Raw genomic sequence first — 17,479 nt, forward strand, 5'->3', positions numbered from 1 at the left:
ATGGCGCCTTGTCCGGAGCGTCTTGTCGGGCGGGGCAGGGCGCCAACAAATCACGTTTTAGCCCCGGCCGACCCCCCACCCCGTCCCCGCCCCCGGCCCGGGACGGTTTTGCGCCGATGGGGCATTCCGGCCCCGTCGGGCCAGATCCAGCCTCGCCGGCGTTTGAGGCGCGGGGTCTGGGTCGGAGCCCCAGGGGGCCCGGCCCCGCTGGGCAACCCCCGGCCGTCTCAGCCCCGCCGGCGTTTGAGGCGCGGGGGTTCGGGGGCGGAGCCGCCGGGGGCTTGGTCTGAGCCGCGCCGGCAGCTGAGGCGGGAACGGGGGAAGGGCGGGTAGGGGAACGGCCCGCGCAGCGGCACCCCCCCCGGGTCGGGCGGGTAGGCCCCAACGGCTCGCGCAGCGGCACACCCCCGGGTCGGGTGGGCAGGCCCGAACGGCTCGAGTAGCGGGACAGCCTCGGGTCGGGTGGGCAGGCGCGGGGTGCGCTCGGGTGGGGGTGGTCAGGGGGACGAGAGGGTGGCGCCCAGGCAGGCCGCGGCCACCATCAGGCAGGCCACCAGTTCCACCAGCACGCTCGTCCCCACCCCCCGCATCACCGCGCGGACCGACGCCCACGCCTCCCCGTGCGTGCCCAGCCGGCGGCGTTCGTGGAGGTAGATGCCGCCCATGAAACCCGGGACCGACCCCACCACCGGTACCAGGACGAAGCCGAGGACCGCGCCGCCGCCCGCGTACGCCGCCATCCGGCGGGTGACGCCCAGCCCCTGGACCCGCCTCGGCGGCAGCAGCCACTTCACGACCTGCACCACCAGCAGCAGGGCCGTCGACGCGACCAGCACCGCCCACGCCGTGGCCGACCGCAGGTGGAGCGCCCACCACAGCACGCCCGCCCAGACCAGCCAGGTTCCCGGGACGCCCGGGACCATCACCCCGAGCACCCCGAGCAGCAGCACCAGCCCCACCAGGAGCAGCTGAGGCAGATCCATCTGCCCAGCCTGACCGACCTGCGGCTATCGGGCCACCCAGCCCCGCTCGTACGCGTGCCAGCCGAGCTGGAGGCGTGTCGTGACCCCGGCCAGCTCCATGAGCCCCTTCACCCGCCGCTGTACCGTCCGCAGCCCCAGTTCCAGGTGCTTGGCGACGCTCGCGTCCGTCATCCCGGCCAGCAGCAGGGACAGGATCTCCAGGTCGGTGGTGTCGGGGCCGCCGTCGCCCTCCTCCGCGCAGCCCGTCGAGCCCAGCCGCAGCGGCAGCGACTCCCGCCAGACCGCCTCGAACAGGCCGCGCAGGGATTCCAGCAGCCCCGACGCGTGGACGACCAGTGCCGCCGGCTCCGCGCCGCGCGCCGTCAGCGGGACCATCGCCAGCGTCCGGTCGGCGATCACCAGCTTCGTCGGGACCTCGCCCGTCACCCGGATCCGCTCCCCGCGGGCCAGGGCCGTCGAGGCCTCGCGGATGCCGCTGGGCAGGGTCAGCACCTGGCGTTCGATGACCACGCGGTACTCCACGCCGCGGACGGAGGCCCGTTCCTCGGCCTCGTTGTCCGTTCCCGTCACCACCTGGGGCCGGCCGCTGACCAGCGCGCACACCTCTTCCGTCGCGCCCAGCTGGAGCTGGTGGAAGCGGTGCGCCACCGCGCTGGCCCCCGTCACCACCTCCACCAGGTCGTGGACGTCCGGCTCGGCGGCCTCGGCCCGGTACTCCTCCGCCAGCAGGACCGCCGCCAGCTCCGCCTGCTCCAGCTCGTGCCGCTGCTGGGTCAGGAGCGCGCCCAGTGCCACCCCGGGCGGCGCGGCCACCCACCGGCCCGGCCGCGCCGACGACTGGGCGGCCAGACCGTGGCGTTCCAGGTGCCGCAGCGCCCGTTCGGTCTGCGGCACCGGCAGCGTCAGCCGGTGCGCGAGGTCCGGTACCTCCGCCGCCCCCAGTGCCACCAGCGCGCGGTACGCCGACTCCTGCCCCTCGTCCAGGCCTATCGCACCCAGCAACCCGTCCACCCCACTCTCTGCGCCGTTCCTGGCGGGAAGCGGCCACGGCGCAAACCCGCCGCCGACATCATCGCCGCACCTTCCGCCTCTCTGCCAAGGTGACGCCACCGCAGCACCAACATCCGCCGGTCAGAAGCCATTTCCGCGGCAGCTATGCCGTGCAATGCAGCGGTTGGCCGGAATTCACCTGGGGAGAGCGATGCGCCCGATATCGCGCACGGCACTCGGGGCGGCCACAGCGGCCGTCCTCGCCGTCACCGCCGTCGGCCCGTCCGCGGCACAGCCGAGCGGCGGAGCGCCGGGACAGAGACCACTCGTCGGGAGCGGGGCGGCGGGCGGGCAGCCCACGGCGCCCGTCACCGTCACCCTCGTCACCGGAGACCGGATCCTGGTCTCCACGGACACCGCCGGACGCACCGCCGCCACCGCGATGCCCCGCGAGAACGGCTCCCAGCCGGTCGTGCAGACCCGTCAGAGCGGCGAGGACCTCTACGTCTACCCCGAGGGAGCCGTCAAGGCGCTCGCCGCGGGCAAGGTCGACGAGGAACTCTTCAACGTCACCGGCCTGATCCGGCAGGGCTACGACGACGCCCACAGCAAGAAGCTGCCGCTGATCGCCGTGTACGACGGCTCCGTCAGCGTCGCGCGCAACACCCCGCCCGCACCCCGCGGCGCCGAGCGTTCACTGGTCCTGGACTCCATCGGCGGTGTGGCCCTCGCCGCCGACAAGGAGCGGGCCGCCGACTTCTGGGCGGACATCTCGGCGGGCGGCACCTCCCGGGCCGCGGGCGGACTGAAGAAGCTGTGGCTGGACGGGAAGGTCCGGGCGAACCTGGAACGCTCCACCCGGCAGGTGAACGCCAACGCCGCCTGGGCCGCCGGACTCGACGGCGCCGGCACCAAGGTCGCCGTCCTCGACACGGGCACCGACCTCGACCACCCCGACCTCAAGGGCCGCGTCGCCGGGTCGAAGAACTTCACCGACTCCGACACGGACGCCGACCGCCAGGGCCACGGCACCCACACCATCTCCACCGTCGGCGGATCCGGAGCCGAGAGCGGCGGCGCCAAGAAGGGCGTCGCGCCCGGCGCCGAACTGCTCAGCGGCAAGGTCCTCAACGACCAGGGCTACGGCCTCGATTCGTGGATCATCGCCGGTATGGAGTGGGCCGTCGAGAGCAAGGCCGACGTGGTCTCCATGAGCCTCGGCGACCCTTCCCAGACCGCCTGCGACGACCCGCTCGCCGCCGCCGCCGAACGGCTCTCGCAGCAGGGCCCGCTCTTCGTCATCGCGGCCGGGAACTCCGGTCCGGGCAACAACACGGTCTCCTCGCCCGGTTGCGCGCCCAGCGCGCTGACCGTCGGCGCCGTCGACCGTGACGACAGCACGGCCTCCTTCTCCAGCCGCGGCCCCGCCGGGCTCGCGCACACCCTGAAGCCCGAGATCGCCGCCCCCGGCGTCGGGATCTCCGCCGCCGCGGCGGGCGGCCGCGGGGTGTACGCGTACCAGTCGATGTCCGGGACCTCGATGGCCACCCCGCACGTCGCGGGCGCCGCGGCCATCGTCAAGCAGCGTCACCCCGACTGGAACGGACAGCAGGTCAAGGCCGCCCTCGTCGGCTCCGCGAACACCAAGGTCCCGGGGGACGTACGGGAGACCGGAGGCGGCCGGCTCGACGTGAGGGCCGCCCTCGACGCCACCGTCACCGGCGCCCCCGCCGTCCAGGGCGGTACGTACAACTGGCCGCAGGACCGCAGCGACCGCACGAGCGTCGAGGTCCCGTACACGAACACGGGCACCCGGCCCGTCACCCTGGACCTCGCCGTCGAGACGGTCACGGGCAACGACGGCTCCGCCGTCCGCTCCCAGGTGGCCCGCCTCGACCGGCGTACGGTCACCGTCCCCGCCGGCGCCACCGTCAAGGTGCCGCTCCACCTCGACCCGGCCGCGAAGCTGGAGCGTTCCCAGTACGGGGACGTCACCGGCCGCGTCGTCGCCACCGCCGGCGGGGTGCGGGTCTCCACCCCCTTCTCCCTGTACGTCGAGCCGGAGACCGTCACCCTGCGCGTCAAGCTGATCGACCGCGCCGGCCGCCCGGCCGCCGGACCCTCCTCGCTGGACGTCATCGGCACCGACGACGCGAGCGGCGAGCGCCGCTTCAACGAGGGCTCCGTCGACCAGGTCTACCGGGTCCGCCCGGGCTCCTACTTCCTCTCCGCCTTCGTCGGCACCCCCGACGCGGGCGAGGGCGCCGAGCTGATCGACTCCCTCACCTACCTGGGGCGCCCGCAGACCGAGGTGAAGAAGGACACGACCGTCGTCCTCGACGCCCGCAAGGCCGGACGCCTGGCCGTCGAGGCCGACAAGCCCGTCGAATCCCGCAACACCACCCTCGGCTTCGCCCGCAGCTGGGACGACACCTGGCTGCACGCGGGCACCGCCATGGGCGGCCGGACGATCCGGGGCTACTACGCCTCCGTCGAAGGCCGCGCCAAGGAAGGGGAGTTCGAGTTCGGCAGCTACTGGCGGGCGGGCGCGCCCGTACTCGCCGAGCTGAAGGTGGCCGGCGGTCCGGTACTGCACCCGATCACCGCCTCCACCGGCAGCGACAACCTCGACGGAACCGGCAGCGCCCCCCTGGTCGACGCGGGTTCCGGCACCCCCGAAGAGCTCGCCGCGGCGGGCGCCAAGGGTGCGATCGCCTTGGTGAAGACCACGGACGGGGCCCTGTACGAGGTGGCGCAGGCCGCCAAGGACGCCGGGGCCAAGGCGGTCCTCGCCCACCGCGACGCCCCCGGCCGCTGGGTCGCGTTCACCGGCTACGCGGGCGGCACCCTGCCGGCCCTGGCCATCGAGTCCGGGGAGGGGAAGGCGCTCCTGGCCCGGCTCGCGGCGGGCAAGGTCACGCTGGCCTGGAAGGGCACCGCGAAGAGCCCGTACGTCTACACCCTGGCCTTCCCCGAGACCGGCGAGGTCACGTCGGGGCACACCTACCGGGTGCGCGACCGCGACCTCGGGCAGGTCGACGCCACCTACAACTCCATGGGCGTGGCAGCCGACTTCATCGACATCGCCGGGGCCTACCGGCCGATCGGCAGCGCCGTCTTCTTCGGCGGGATCGAGACCGTCGCGGCTCCGGGCCGGCGCACCGAGTTCTACTCCGCCGGGGACACCGCCTGGGACCAGCTGCTGTCCAGCAGCTTCCCCTGGGGCGAGTTCATGACGGGTGAGCAGCGGACGTACGTCAAGGGCCGCAAGACCGCAGTGAGTTGGTACGACGGGGTGACCGGGCCGGTCGCGCCCCGCGACACGGCCGGCAAGGAGACCCTGGCCGCCGAACGGCAGGGCAACCTGATCGGCTTCGCCCCCGCCATGTGGGGGGACGGCGGCCACTTCGCGCAGCCGGGCTCGTTCGGCGACATCGGCGGACTCCAGCTCAAGCGGGACGGCGAGGTCATCGGCGAGAGCTGGTACCCGTTCGGGGTGTTCGAGGTCCCGGCGGAGGCGGGCCGCTACGAACTGACCCAGTCCATCGAGAAGATCGGGCCGCCCGCCCGTACCTGGCAGCGCTCCACGGCGGTGTCGACGACCTGGGGCTTCACCTCGAAGCTCGACGCGGCGGCCTACTCGCAGGGACTGCCGGTCCTCTTCCCGCGGTACGCGGCCCCGCTGGACGGCATGAAGACGGTCGCGGCGGCGAACGGCCAGAGCATCGGGCTGAGCGTCACCGGGCACGCGGGGTACGCGCCGGGCGCGCTGAAGTCGGCGAAGCTCTCCTACTCCTACGACGGAGAGAACTGGACGCAGGCGCGGACCACCGAGCGCGGCGGCCGGTGGACGGCCGTCGTCGACCACGCGGGAGCCTCCGGCAAGGCGGTGTCGCTGAAGGTCGAACTCGCCGACGCGAACGGCGCCACGGTCACCCAGACGGTCACTCGGGCGTACGAAGTCCGTTAGTCCGTACGGGTAGAGCGGGGAGGGTCCACCGGGCGGCGGCCCGGTGGACCCTTTTCGCGCGTTCGGGGTTTTCCGCCGCCCGACTGGGCCGACAATGAGGGCATGAGTCAGCAGGGCGACGAGGACTGGTGGCAGAAGCTCTACGAGGATCCGGAAGCGGGACCCGAGCCCGATCCGGGGGACACCCTGGACCACCGGTTCCGCTCGGCGTCGGTCCTGGTGACCGACCCGGGGCCGCCCGCCCCCACCCGGATCCCGCCCCCAGCCCGGCCCCCGGACGCCGCACCACCCGGCGCCCCCCTGCCGTCACCCCGCTCGGCCCGGCCCCCGTCGGCACCGGCCGCCGACGCCCCGTCGGCCCCGCCCCGGCCGCCGGGGACCCCGGACGGGTCCGCTTCGGCCACCCCGGCCACCCCGGACGGGTCCGCTTACCCGGCCCCGGACCGGGCCGCTTCGGCCTCCCCGGCCCCGGACCGGGCGGCTTCGGCCTCCCCGGCCCCGGAGGTGGGGTCCGCTCCGGGCGGATCGGCCCCGCCTCCGGGTGCGGGGGAACCGCTGCTGCCGGGGCCCCGCCGGGCTCCGGCCGGTCCTCTCGCACCACGACCTCCCGCACCGCCGGCCGCGCCGCCCGTGGTGCGGGATCCCCGGGTGGCGGGGGCGACCGGGTACGCCCAGGGCGATGTGACGGTGCCCCCGGCCCTTCCGGACGAACCGCCCGCCCCGCCAGAACCGCCCGCCCCGCCCGGCGCCTTCGCGCCACCGCCCACCGGGCCCTCCCGGCGCCTCGCCGGCGACCCCGCCCCGGCCCCCGGGCGTGCCGACAGCCCGACGGCCGGCCCCGCCTCAGGTCTGGGCACCGATGGCTCCGCCGGGCCCGGCTCCGGCTCGGGCCCCGCCCAGGCACCCGCCTCCGGGGGCGGCAACGAGCTGCCAACCTGGCAGGGAAGTGCCCCGTCCGCCCCGCAGGCCCCGCCCGCCCCGCCCGCGGGGCCCGACGTTCCGCAGGCCCCGCTGCCGCTCCGGGCGACCGCCCCGTCTCCCGCGACCCCGCCGTCCGCACCGGCCGTACCGCCCGCCCCGCCGGTCGGGCCGCCCCCGCCTCCGGCCCCGGGAGCGGTACCCCCGCCCCCGCCGGTCGCACCGGCCGCACCACCCGCCCCGTCCGCCGCGGCGGTGCCACCGGCCGCGCCCGTCGGGGTGCCCGGGCCGGGCGCCCCAGAGGAGTCCCGTCAGGGGTCCGGCGGGCGGCCCGTGGTCAGCCATCTCGGGGACCGGGCCCCCACCTACGCCGCCGAGCCGGGCGCGCTGCCCGCCGCCGACCCGGCCGCGCTCGACGACCTGACCCCCGACACCGTGCTGGAGGGGGCCCGCTACGGGGCCTACACCCTGCGCGCCGCCTCCCTGCGCGGGGACTCCGCCCGCTACCGGGGCGAGGCCCGCCGGGACTGCCTGCTCACCGCCCGCTTCGGCAGCGGCGACGACGCCCTGGTCCTGGTGGTCCTCGCCGGCGGGGACCGGGCCGCCCCCGGAGCCCGGGAAGCCGCCGCCGACCTGTGCCACACCGTCGCGGCGGCCGTCGGGCGCAGCCGGGAACGGCTGGCCGACGACATCCGGGCCGGCCGCCGCGAGGCCCTCCGGTCGGGGCTCCAGCGGCTCACCGACCGGGGCTACGGACGCCTGCGCGCCCGCGCGGCCGAGCTCGGGCTCCCCGAGGAGGCCTGTACGGCCGGGCTGCGCGGCCTGCTCTTGCCCCTGGACCCGCAGTGCGCCCACCGGGTGTGCTTCGGCGCGGGCCCGGGCGGGGTGTTCCGGCTCCGGGCGGGCCGGTGGCAGGACCTGGAGCCGGGCGCGGCTCCCGGCCCGGGGACCGGCGCACTGACCCCGGCGGTCGCTCCCGCCCCGGCCGCCCCGTCCGGCACCGACCCCGCCTCCGGCAGCGGCAGCCTCACCGGCGGTTTCCGGTTCCGGGCCTCCGTGGCCCGTCCGGGCGACACCCTCCTGTTGTGCACCGGAGGGCTCGCGGAGCCGATGCGGGAGGAGGCCCTGCTCCCGGCCGAGCTCGCGGCCCGCTGGTCGCAGGAGGAGCCGCCCGGCCTCGCGGCGTTCCTCGCCGACACCCAGCTCCGCCTCAAGGGGTACGCCGACGACCGGACGGCCGCCGCGGTCTGGGAGGCGTAACGGCGGGGAACGTGCATGGATGGGAGCCGGACCCGGCAGAGCCGAACCGGAAAGGGCGCCCCCTTCATGGCGAAGCAGAACGTGGCGGAGCAGTTCGTGGACATCCTCGTGCGCGCGGGCGTGCGGCGGATGTACGGAGTCGTCGGCGACAGCCTGAACCCCGTCGTCGACGCCATCCGCCGGACCGGCGGCATCGAGTGGATCCAGGTCCGGCACGAGGAGACGGCCGCCTTCGCGGCGGGCGCCGAGGCCCAGGTCACCGGCAGGCTCGCCGCCTGCGCGGGCTCCTGCGGCCCCGGCAACCTGCACCTGATCAACGGCCTCTACGACGCCCACCGCTCGATGGCCCCGGTCCTCGCGCTCGCCTCGCACATCCCCTCCAGCGAGATCGGCCTCGGCTACTTCCAGGAGACCCACCCCGACCAGCTGTTCCGCGAGTGCAGCCACTACAGCGAGCTGATCTCCAATCCGAAGCAGATGCCCCGGCTGCTCCAGACCGCCGTCCAGCACGCCGTCGGCCGCAGCGGGGTCAGCGTCGTCGCCCTGCCCGGGGACATCGCCTCCCTGCCCGCCCCGGAGAAGGCGGTGGAGCACGCCCTGGTGACCGCGCGGCCCACCGTACGGCCCGGGGACGGGGAGATCGAGAAGCTGGTGCGGCTGATCGACGAGGCCGAGAAGGTCACGCTCTTCTGCGGCAGCGGCACCGCCGGCGCGCACGCCGAGGTGATGGAGTTCGCGGGCCGGGTCAAGGCCCCGGTCGGGCACGCGCTGCGCGGCAAGGAATGGATCCAGTACGACAACCCGTACGACGTCGGCATGAGCGGACTGCTCGGCTACGGCGCTGCCTACGAGGCCACCCACGAGTGCGACCTGCTGATCCTGCTCGGCACGGACTTCCCGTACAACGCCTTCCTCCCCGACGACGTGAAGATCGTCCAGGTGGACATCCGTCCCGAACACCTCGGCCGGCGCTCGCAGTTGGACCTCGCGGTGTGGGGGGACGCGCGGGAGACCCTGCGCGCCCTGAACACCCGGGTGAAGGCCAAGACCGACCGCCGTTTCCTGGACCGGATGCTGAAGAAGCACGCGGACGCCCTGGAGGGGGTGGTGAAGGCGTACACGCGCAAGGTGGAGAAGCACACGCCGATCCACCCCGAGTACGTGGCGTCCGTACTCGACGAACTCGCCGACGAGGACGCCGTGTTCACTGTCGACACCGGCATGTGCAACGTGTGGGCGGCGCGCTATCTTTCCCCGAACGGAAAGCGGCGCATCATCGGCTCCTTCAGCCACGGCTCCATGGCCAACGCCCTTCCCCAGGCCATCGGGGCGCAGTTCACCGACCGCAATCGTCAAGTGGTCTCGATGTCCGGTGACGGCGGCTTCTCGATGCTGATGGGAGATTTCCTCACCCTGGTGCAGTACGACCTGCCCGTCAAAGTGGTCCTCTTCAACAACTCATCCCTCGGAATGGTCGAGTTGGAGATGCTGGTTTCCGGCCTGCCCTCGTACGGAACGACGAACCGGAACCCGGACTTCGCCGCGATCGCCCGCGCGGCGGGCGCTTTCGGGGTCCGCGTCGAGAAGCCCAAGCAGCTCACGGGGGCTCTCAAGGACGCGTTCCGGCACAAGGGGCCCGCTCTGGTGGACGTGGTGACCGACCCCAACGCCCTGTCGATTCCGCCGAGGATCAGCGCCGAGATGGTGACCGGTTTCGCACTGTCCGCCAGCAAGATCGTGCTCGACGGCGGGGTGGGGCGCATGCTCCAAATGGCTCGATCCAACCTGCGCAACGTACCGCGCCCGTAAGTCCGCAGGAGTGCGGATTGCCCCGGGGGGCATGCATTCCGTAGACCTGTTCGAGAGTTGTGGATGCGGGGGAGGTACATCGCCGTGCGGGTGGGGGCGAATACCGGAAAGCTGTGGAAGAGAGGACGGCCGGTGCCGCGCGAACCGTCCGCCGGGGGCGGGGGGAGCACGGTGGGAAGCGCGCTGCGGATCCGGCGGAGCGTCGACCGGGCGGACCTGAAGGCCATCGGCGAGGTCCGGCGGTCCCTGCGGGAACTGCTGCGCCACCGGTGCCGGACGGAGGCCGCCGACGTCGCGGAGCTGTTGATCACCGAACTGGTCACGAACGCCCTCGTGCACACCGACCACGGTGCGGAGGTGTCCGCGAGCCTCGACGCCGCCACGTTACGGGTCGAGGTCCGCGACTACACCGCGCGCCGCCCCCGGCCGTACGTACCGTCCGCCGACGACGGTACGCACGGGAGGGGACTGGTTCTGGTGCAGGCGCTCGCCGACGCCTGGGGTGTGGACCCGCTGGCGCTGGGCCGCGGCAAGGTCGTCTGGTTCGAGCTGAACGCCGGGTAACCGGAGATCGCCGGACGGCGGGACGTGGACGTGGACGTGACGACGGGGCGGCCGCCCCCGGGATTCCCCGCGGACGGCCGCCCCGCCGTGTCGTGCGAACGGGTCCGGGCTAGCCGAACTGCTGCTCCAGATCCTTCAGTTTGCGCTCCAGTGAGTCGAGCCGGGGAATGGTCTGGGTGTCGTCCTCGGCGGTGAGGTCGACCGTCCGGGCACCGGACGGTTCAAGGGGTTCGGTTCCGTTGACGGCCTGGAGGGAGGGCCGGCGGCGCAGGGGCAGCTGTCCCGCTTCCGGTATGGCCGGCTCCGCGCCGACCGGCGCGGAGCCCGTCCCGGGGTTCAGCCCCGGCATGTCGACCTGCCGCGCCCGGGCCCGCCCGAACGCCCGGTTCTGCCGGCCCAGCGCCTTGATGTGCGCCCGGTCCAGCCGGTGTTGCTCCCGCCTGCGGTGGCGGTCCTGTTCCTTCTCCTTCTTGTCCTCGCGCACCTCGTCCACGGCCTCGTCGAGGGTGCGCACCCCCTCCAGCAGCATGAGCGACCACGCGCCGAAGGTCTCGCGCGGGGCCCGCAGCCAGCGGACCATGCGGATCTGCGGCAACGGCCGCGGGATCAGGCCCTGTTCGCGCAGCGCGGCCCGGCGCGTCTGCTTGAGGGCACGGTCGAACAGCACGGCGGCCGACAGCGACATCCCGGCGAAGAACTGGGGGGCGCCGTCGTGGCCGAGGCCGCGGGGCGCGTGCACCCAGTTGAACCAGGCGGCCGCGCCCGCGAACAGCCAGACCAGCAGGCGGGATCCGAGCGCCGCGTCGCCGTGGCTCGCCTCGCGCACGGCCAGCACCGAGCAGAACATCGCCGCGCCGTCGAGGCCGAAGGGAACGAGGTACTCCCAGCCCCCGGAGAGGTTCAGGTTCTGCCGGCCGAAGCCGACGAGCCCGTGGAAGGAGAGCGCCGCGGCGACGGCCGCACAGCAGAAGAGCAGGACGTACGAGGCGGTCCCGTAGACGGCTTCCTTGCGCCGTCGCCGTTCCTCGCTGCGTTCCCAGCTGTCCTCGGCCGCGGCCTTCTCGCCCTCCCGCTTGCCCCGGGCCAGTACCGCCACTGCCGCAAGTACGCCCAGGATCAACAGGCTGCCGGGCAGCAGCCAGTCCAGCGATATGTCGGTCAGTCTCATGCGGATGTCCCTTGCCTCGCGTATGCGGCTTTCCGGGCGCCATAGTGACGCAGCCGGTCCGTGGTGCACGCGGGTTTCGGGGCAAGTGGACGCCATCGGGGGGCGGGGCCCGTCGGATAGGGTGTTGTGACTCGAACTGCCGCTCGTGGCAGCGGGGTTGCGTTCGAATCCGCTTCATCCCTGGGGGTGGGTTCAGTCGGCGGCGGCCTCCGCCACGAGCCGGGCCACGCGTTCCGCGTCGCAAGTACGCGGGCAGGTCGCGCAGGTGTCCTCCGGCCGGATCGTGTAGAAGAAGCAGCAGCCGGCCCGGTCGCGGGTCTTCAGTTCCTCGCCGCCGGGGCCGCGCAGCGTACGGAAGCCCGCGCTCCCGGTGTAGGGGGCGGTCGAGCCGGGCAGCAGGAGCTCCAGCTCCCGCATCGCCCGCTGTTCCTCGCCCAGCAGCTCCCCGAGGTACCACAGGCCCTCGACGACGTCGTCGGTCGCCATCGCCCACAGGGCCCGGCGGCCGCGCCGCGTCCGCGGGCCGAAACCCTCCAGCAGCGGTCCGAGGTGCTGGGACACCGCTGCCCGCACCTCCTCGCGCAGGGACTCCTCGTCGGGCACGACACGGGCCCCGGGGAGTGCGGCCGCCGGATCGTCCGGCAGGCACGCGAAGGTCTCGACCCGTACGGACATCTGTCCGCGGGTCCGGTGGTAGGCCACCCGGTCGACGGGAAGCCGGGGTACCCGGCGGTCCAGGAACCAGGGGACCGTGATCAGCAGGCAGGCGGCCCATGCGTACCGGTGCAGACCGAATCCGGCCACCACGTCGGGCCGCCCGGGGGTGCCGTAGTCGCGCAGCACCTGGGCGTGGTCCCAGGCGAGGAACGCGTCGACCGCCTCCCCGCCCGCGGCGAGCTCGTCCGCGCCGGCCCATCCCACACCGCGAGGGAGGGGCTCGTGCGCGTCGTGCTCCGTGATCCGCAGCCCGGGGTGGACCGCCGTCAGGCGTCCGTACGCGTCCGCCACCGGAGAGCCGGCCGGGGCGGGTGCGGGCGGGAGCAGGACGTCGAGAGCCGTGCCGGTCATGGCGGACCACCGAATCGCGAGATCATTGGAAGGTAAGCCTTACCTTACCCGATATTCGGGGGTCTGCACCCACGGGGTCCGCCGTGATGTCGGCGCGGCCGCGCGGCGACCACGCCGCGCCGACAGCCCGGGACGGGCCGTATCTCCTGGCGGGCGGGCCTTCACCTATCCTCGGAACCGGTCGAGACCCGGAGGAGGACCGAGTGCACGAAGCGGCCCGCGCCACGGTGTCGGACAACCCGTCGATTCCCCGGCAGAAGGTACTGCGCCATTCGGTGCGCGCGCAGGTCCTGGAAGCCCTGCGGGCGGCCCTCGTGGACGGCGAACTGGAACCGGGGGAGATCTACTCCGGCCCGGCCCTCGGCGAGCGCTTCGGGGTCTCCGCGACCCCCGTGCGCGAGGCGATGCAGCAACTGGCGCTGGAGGGGGCGGTGGAATGCCTGCCCAACCGGGGGTTCCGGGTCCTGACCCGCACCCCCCGCGCCCTGGCCGAGCTGGCCGAGGTCAGGGCCCTGCTGGAGGTGCCGGTCATGCTCCGGCTCGCCCGCGGCGTACCGGCCCAGGTCTGGGAATCCCTGCGCCCCGCCGCCCTCGCCACGGCCGAGGCGGCCGCCGCGGGCGACCTGCCCGGGTACGCGGACGCCGACCGCGCCTTCCACCGGGCCGTGCTCTCCCTCGCGGACAACGCCCAGCTGGTCCGGGTCGCGGAGGAACTCCACCGCCGCGCCCAGTGGCCGCTCCCGGGCGCGCCCCGCGTCCGCCGCGCGGACCTGGTCGCCGACGCGGCCGAGCACTCGGCCCTCCTGGAGGCCCTGATCGCGCAGGACCTCCCGGTGGTGGAGTCGCTCGTACGGGAACACTTCGCGGGCGCCACCGCCTGACGGCCCCGGAGCCCGGCCGGGGCCCGGCCGCACCCCGTACGGGCGCACGGGACCGGCCCGCGCGCACCGCCGGGCGGGGGCTCAGGCCGGCGAGGGGTGCAGCTGGTCGGCGAGCCAGGTCGGGATCCCGCCCAGCAGGTGGAACAGGCGGCGGGCCTCCGCGCGCAGCCGGGCGGCCTCGGGCTCGGGTTCGGCCTCGGCCAGGGCCGCCAGAGCGGGGGCCGTGCCGACCAGGAAGCCCAGCTCCTCCCGGATCCGCAGGGACTCCGCGAAGCCCTTGCGGGCCTCGGCGACCTCGCCGTCCCGCAGGGCCAGCGCGGCCAGGTGCCGCCAGGTGAAGGACAGCAGCAGGGTGTCCTCGTGGGCGACCGCGCCCGCGTGGGCGCGCCGGTAGGCCGGCAGGGCCGCTTGCGGGGAGTCCGCCAGGTGCTCGGCGACCAGCCCCCGGCGGAAGTCCAGCAGGGGCCGGGTCCGGGACCCCGGGGACAGCAACGCCGCCGCGCGGCCGAGCGCGGAGCGCGCCTCGTCGGCCCGGTCGCGGACGCCGAGCACGGTGGCGGCGTACGCCAGCTGGCCCCGCTCGCACGCGGCCGCGCCCCGCTCGTCGTCGTCCCGGGCCACGGCCTCCGCGACGCGGAGCGCGTCCTCCGCCTCCGCCCAGCCCTGGCCGGTGAACAGGCACCGCTCCACGAGCAGCGCGGTGCGCTGCACGGCGGCGCCGGCGTCGTGCGCGTGCGGCGTCAACAGGGCCGCCGCGTCAGTCCAACAGCCGCGCGAACGCAGCCGCCATATCGCCCGCTGGAGGGGGTCGTCGCCCCCCGTTGATCCCGCACCGGACATGGCGGTATCCGCCACATTGCCCTCCCCGAAGCAACCAAGCAGCACGTCGTTGAGCCCTGGGGCGAAATGAGAGCACGGATCGGCTACATCGGCCAAGGGGTCGGGTGAACTCTTTCACAAAGTCCGGACGGCGCGTCAGCGGGCCCCGCCCGCCCGGCCGTCGCCGCGCGCCGCCCGCCGGGGAGGGGCGGCGCGGCCTTTCGTCAGCTCATCCGCAGTGCGAGGAAGAAGTCGAGCTTGTCCTCCAGCCGGGACAGGTCCCGCGCCGTCAGCTGCTCGATTCGCCCGACCCGGTAGCGCAGCGTGTTGACGTGCAGGTGCAGCCGGGTCGCGCAGCGGGTCCAGGAGCCGTCGCAGTCCAGGAAGGCCTCCAGCGTCGGGATGAGCTCCGCCCGGTGGCGCCGGTCGTAGTCCCGCAGCGGGTCCAGCAGGCGGGCCGTGAAGGCCCGGCGCACGTCGTCCGGGACGAACGGCAGCAGCAGGACGTGCGAGGCCAGCTCATGGTGGCCCGCGGCGCAGACCCGGCCCGGGCGGGCCGCGGCGACCCGGCGGGCGTGCCTGGCCTCCTCCAGCGCCCCGCGCAGCCCCTCGGCGGAGTGCACGGCCGCGCTGACGCCCAGCGTGAGCCGCCCGTCGTCGGCCAGACCGGCCGCCAGGGGCTCCCGTACGGCCGCCAGCAGCGCGTCGGCGTGCAACGCGGAGTCGGGGCCCTTGTCCTCCCCGGCCTCCCCGGAGAGCGAGGGCAGCGGCACGAGCGCGATGGCCTCGTCACCCGCATGGGCCACCGCGATCCGGTCGGAGGGTTCCGGCCCCGCCATCGACGGGTCGACCAGGATCTCCTCCAGCAGCGACTGGGCCACCGGGCCGCCGGGGATGTCCCCGCCGTCCCAGTCCACCCGCGCCACCACGACCTGCCAGTGCGGGGCGCCGCCCAGCCCGGGCAGCAGCACCGGGGCCGCGACCCGCAGGCGGGCCGCGATCTCGGCGGGCGCTGCGCCCGTCTGGACCAGCTCCAGCACCTCCTGGGCCAGCCTGCGGCGCACCGTACGGGCCGCGTCGCGGCGGTCCCGCTCGACGGCGATCAGCTGGGTGACGCCCTGGAGCAGGTCGAGCCGCTCGGCGGGCCAGTCGCCCGCGTCCGCCTCGACGGCCAGCAGCCAGTCCGAGAGGACGCTCTCGCGCACGTCACGGACGGCGGGGCCCGGGCCCCGGCCGTGTCCCCTGATCGGGAACAGGGAGTAGGTAATACCCTGGATGGACATCCGGTGCGGGCCCCTGCGGCCGGTCCGGACCGCCGCGAGGTGCTCGCTCGCCAGTGCCGCGCAGACGCCCGGAGCCAGCGGCTCGCCCGCGCCGGCGATCTGCCGGCCGGTGGGCGAGAGCACCCAGGCCCGGAGATCGAGGTCCGTGGTGAGCAGATCCAGCACCACGTCGGGTCCGCCCCCCGCCGGGCCCGATGTCATCAGCCGGCGGTGGCGGTCCACGACGGCCGCGAGATCGCCCGCGCGCTCCCCGGAGACCTGCCGCACCACGTACTCCGTGATGGTGGCGAATGCAACGTCCTCGTTCACCGCGAACAGCGGGAGCCGGTTGCGCCGACAGGCTGAAACGAGATCGTCGGGGATGTCCCCCAGCTCCGCCTCGCCCGCCGCGAGGCCGGCGACGCCCGCGCTCGCGAGGATTCGTACGAACGGCTCGGAGTCGGCTGAATTTCTTCGCCATGCCAGGCCGGTGAGGACGAGTTCTCCTCCGGAGAGGTATCGGCTGGGATCCCTCAGGTCGGTCGTCATGACCCCGCGGACCGTCCGGTCGAGTTCGTCCTCGCCGCCCAGCAGCCGCAGCCCCAGTGCCTCGGTTTCCAGCAGTGCGCGCAGCCGCATGATGTCGCCGCCGATCTGTCTCGAATGTTGCCGTTGGAAATCGGGCAGGTCGTCGCATCCTGCCTTTCATACGAATCTACAAGACGAGGGAGGCCGTCAGCCAACTCCTTCATGGTTTCGGTGACTGCACCCGGGGGACGCGTGGCTTGTGTACTGGCTCCACACCGCGTTAACAGCACGTGAACGACCAGTCGAGGGCCCTTCGGCCTCCTGGCTTGAAGTGAACGACACGATGAAGAAGAAGAGAGCCGCACATGGACTTCCTTCGCCCCGCCAGCTGGGAGGAGGCGCTCGCCGCTAAGGCCGAGTACCCCACAGCTGTGCCGATTGCGGGTGGCACCGACATCATGGTCGAGATCAATTTCGACCACCGCCGTCCGGAGTACCTCCTCGACCTCAACCGCATCGGTCTGCTGCGGGAGTGGGAGGTAGGCGAGGAGGTCACCAAGCTGGGCGCCTCCGTCCCGTACACCCAGATCATGGAGAACCTGCGCGGCACGCTGCCGGGTCTCGCGCTCGCCTCGCACACGGTCGCGTCCCCGCAGATCCGCAACCGCGGCGGCGTCGGGGGCAACCTCGGCTGCGCCTCGCCCGCCGGTGACTCCCACCCCGCCCTCCTCGCCGCCGGCGCCGAGGTCGAGGTCGAGTCGGTCCGCGGCGCGCGGCTCATCCCGATCGACGAGTTCTACACGGGCGTGAAGCGCAACGCGCTGGCTCCCGACGAGCTCATCAAGACCGTTCACATCAAGAACGCGTCCGGCCCGCAGCAGTACTCGAAGGTCGGCTCCCGCAACGCGATGGTCATCGCGGTGTGCGCCTTCGGTCTGGCGCTGCACCCGGACTCGCGCACGGTCCGCACCGGCATCGGTTCGGCCGCGCCGACCCCGATCCGGGCGAAGGCCGCCGAGGAGTTCCTGAACGCCGCGCTCGAAGAGGGCGGCTTCTGGGAGTCGGGCAAGGTCATCACCCCGTCGATCGCCAAGCAGTTCGGTGAGCTCGCCTCCGGCGCGGCCAACCCGATCGACGACGTCCGCGGCACGGCGAAGTACCGCCGCCACGCGGTAGGCATCATGGCTCGCCGCCAGCTCGTCTGGACGTGGGAGCAGTACCGCGGCACCACCGGCCGCTCGCTTGAAGGGGCTGCGTAA

12 protein-coding genes are annotated in these 17,479 nt (G+C 74.1%); 6 read left to right on the forward strand and 6 right to left on the reverse strand.

All coding sequences use genetic code 11. The annotated features are described in order from the left end of the window. Positions 1-497: 497 nt before the first annotated feature. Together AC07B0_RS35850 and AC07B0_RS35855 are read right to left on the reverse strand one after the other, a co-directional pair. Positions 498-983: a DUF456 domain-containing protein gene (locus tag AC07B0_RS35850; protein WP_356883634.1), complete on the reverse strand. Its 486-nt coding sequence runs from the start codon at positions 981-983 to the stop codon at positions 498-500. A 24-nt stretch (positions 984-1,007) separates the two neighbouring features. Continuing rightward, a complete protein-coding gene (locus AC07B0_RS35855; RefSeq protein ID WP_356883636.1) occupies positions 1,008-1,985 on the reverse strand; it encodes a helix-turn-helix domain-containing protein in 978 nt (325 codons plus the stop codon). Between the two features lie 199 nt (positions 1,986-2,184). Here AC07B0_RS35855 and AC07B0_RS35860 point away from each other — a divergent pair, with 199 nt between their 5' ends. The 4 genes from AC07B0_RS35860 to AC07B0_RS35875 all read left to right on the forward strand — a co-directional run bounded on the left by AC07B0_RS35860 (position 2,185) and on the right by AC07B0_RS35875 (position 10,494). Next, the gene (locus tag AC07B0_RS35860; protein ID WP_478900063.1) at positions 2,185-5,943 is read left to right on the forward strand and encodes a S8 family peptidase; all 3,759 of its coding nucleotides are present in this window, start codon (positions 2,185-2,187) and stop codon (positions 5,941-5,943) included. Between the two features lie 102 nt (positions 5,944-6,045). Continuing rightward, positions 6,046-8,121, forward strand: coding sequence for a protein phosphatase 2C domain-containing protein (locus AC07B0_RS35865; RefSeq protein WP_478900064.1), 2,076 nt, complete (start codon positions 6,046-6,048; stop codon positions 8,119-8,121). A 66-nt stretch (positions 8,122-8,187) separates the two neighbouring features. Next, a complete protein-coding gene (locus AC07B0_RS35870) occupies positions 8,188-9,930 on the forward strand; it encodes a pyruvate dehydrogenase (RefSeq protein WP_478900066.1) in 1,743 nt (580 codons plus the stop codon). A 171-nt stretch (positions 9,931-10,101) separates the two neighbouring features. After that, positions 10,102-10,494: an ATP-binding protein gene (locus AC07B0_RS35875; RefSeq protein ID WP_356883644.1), complete on the forward strand. Its 393-nt coding sequence runs from the start codon at positions 10,102-10,104 to the stop codon at positions 10,492-10,494. Positions 10,495-10,603: 109 nt separating this feature from the next. Here AC07B0_RS35875 and AC07B0_RS35880 read toward each other — a convergent pair whose 3' ends face one another. Together AC07B0_RS35880 and AC07B0_RS35885 are read right to left on the reverse strand one after the other, a co-directional pair. Next, positions 10,604-11,662 (reverse strand): DUF2637 domain-containing protein, encoded by a 1,059-nt coding sequence (locus AC07B0_RS35880; protein WP_356883646.1) that lies wholly within the window; start codon positions 11,660-11,662, stop codon positions 10,604-10,606. Positions 11,663-11,854: 192 nt separating this feature from the next. After that, the gene (locus AC07B0_RS35885; RefSeq protein WP_478866042.1) at positions 11,855-12,730 is read right to left on the reverse strand and encodes a (2Fe-2S)-binding protein; all 876 of its coding nucleotides are present in this window, start codon (positions 12,728-12,730) and stop codon (positions 11,855-11,857) included. An 86-nt stretch (positions 12,731-12,816) separates the two neighbouring features. Between AC07B0_RS35885 and AC07B0_RS35890 the strand changes: the two genes are divergently transcribed. After that, a complete protein-coding gene (locus AC07B0_RS35890) occupies positions 12,817-13,611 on the forward strand; it encodes a GntR family transcriptional regulator (RefSeq protein ID WP_469382932.1) in 795 nt (264 codons plus the stop codon). An 81-nt stretch (positions 13,612-13,692) separates the two neighbouring features. Here AC07B0_RS35890 and AC07B0_RS35895 read toward each other — a convergent pair whose 3' ends face one another. Continuing rightward, positions 13,693-14,451, reverse strand: coding sequence for a hypothetical protein (locus AC07B0_RS35895; RefSeq protein WP_469382991.1), 759 nt, complete (start codon positions 14,449-14,451; stop codon positions 13,693-13,695). Positions 14,452-14,654: 203 nt separating this feature from the next. Further along, positions 14,655-16,331 carry a PucR family transcriptional regulator gene (locus tag AC07B0_RS35900; protein WP_356883652.1) on the reverse strand — a complete coding sequence of 559 codons (1,677 nt, stop codon included), beginning with the start codon at positions 16,329-16,331 and terminating at the stop codon, positions 14,655-14,657. 254 nt (positions 16,332-16,585) lie between these two features. Between AC07B0_RS35900 and AC07B0_RS35905 the strand changes: the two genes are divergently transcribed. Next, a complete protein-coding gene (locus tag AC07B0_RS35905; RefSeq protein ID WP_356883654.1) occupies positions 16,586-17,479 on the forward strand; it encodes an FAD binding domain-containing protein in 894 nt (297 codons plus the stop codon).

The sequence above is a fragment of the Streptomyces sp. NPDC044704 genome, assembly GCF_056433525.1.

Excerpts from the sequence above, each read along its gene's own strand:
- AC07B0_RS35850 (WP_356883634.1), bottom strand. The coding sequence starts at position 983 with ATGGATCTGCCTCAGCTGCTCCTGGTGGGGCTGGTGCTGCTGCTCGGG.
- AC07B0_RS35860 (WP_478900063.1), top strand. The coding sequence starts at position 2,185 with ATGCGCCCGATATCGCGCACGGCACTCGGGGCGGCCACAGCGGCCGTC.
- AC07B0_RS35865 (WP_478900064.1), top strand. The coding sequence starts at position 6,046 with ATGAGTCAGCAGGGCGACGAGGACTGGTGGCAGAAGCTCTACGAGGAT.
- AC07B0_RS35870 (WP_478900066.1), top strand. The coding sequence starts at position 8,188 with ATGGCGAAGCAGAACGTGGCGGAGCAGTTCGTGGACATCCTCGTGCGC.
- AC07B0_RS35880 (WP_356883646.1), bottom strand. The coding sequence starts at position 11,662 with ATGAGACTGACCGACATATCGCTGGACTGGCTGCTGCCCGGCAGCCTG.
- AC07B0_RS35885 (WP_478866042.1), bottom strand. The coding sequence starts at position 12,730 with ATGACCGGCACGGCTCTCGACGTCCTGCTCCCGCCCGCACCCGCCCCG.
- AC07B0_RS35890 (WP_469382932.1), top strand. The coding sequence starts at position 12,817 with ATGTCGGCGCGGCCGCGCGGCGACCACGCCGCGCCGACAGCCCGGGAC.
- AC07B0_RS35895 (WP_469382991.1), bottom strand. The coding sequence starts at position 14,451 with ATGTCCGGTGCGGGATCAACGGGGGGCGACGACCCCCTCCAGCGGGCG.
- AC07B0_RS35900 (WP_356883652.1), bottom strand. The coding sequence starts at position 16,331 with ATGCGGCTGCGCGCACTGCTGGAAACCGAGGCACTGGGGCTGCGGCTG.
- AC07B0_RS35905 (WP_356883654.1), top strand. The coding sequence starts at position 16,586 with ATGGACTTCCTTCGCCCCGCCAGCTGGGAGGAGGCGCTCGCCGCTAAG.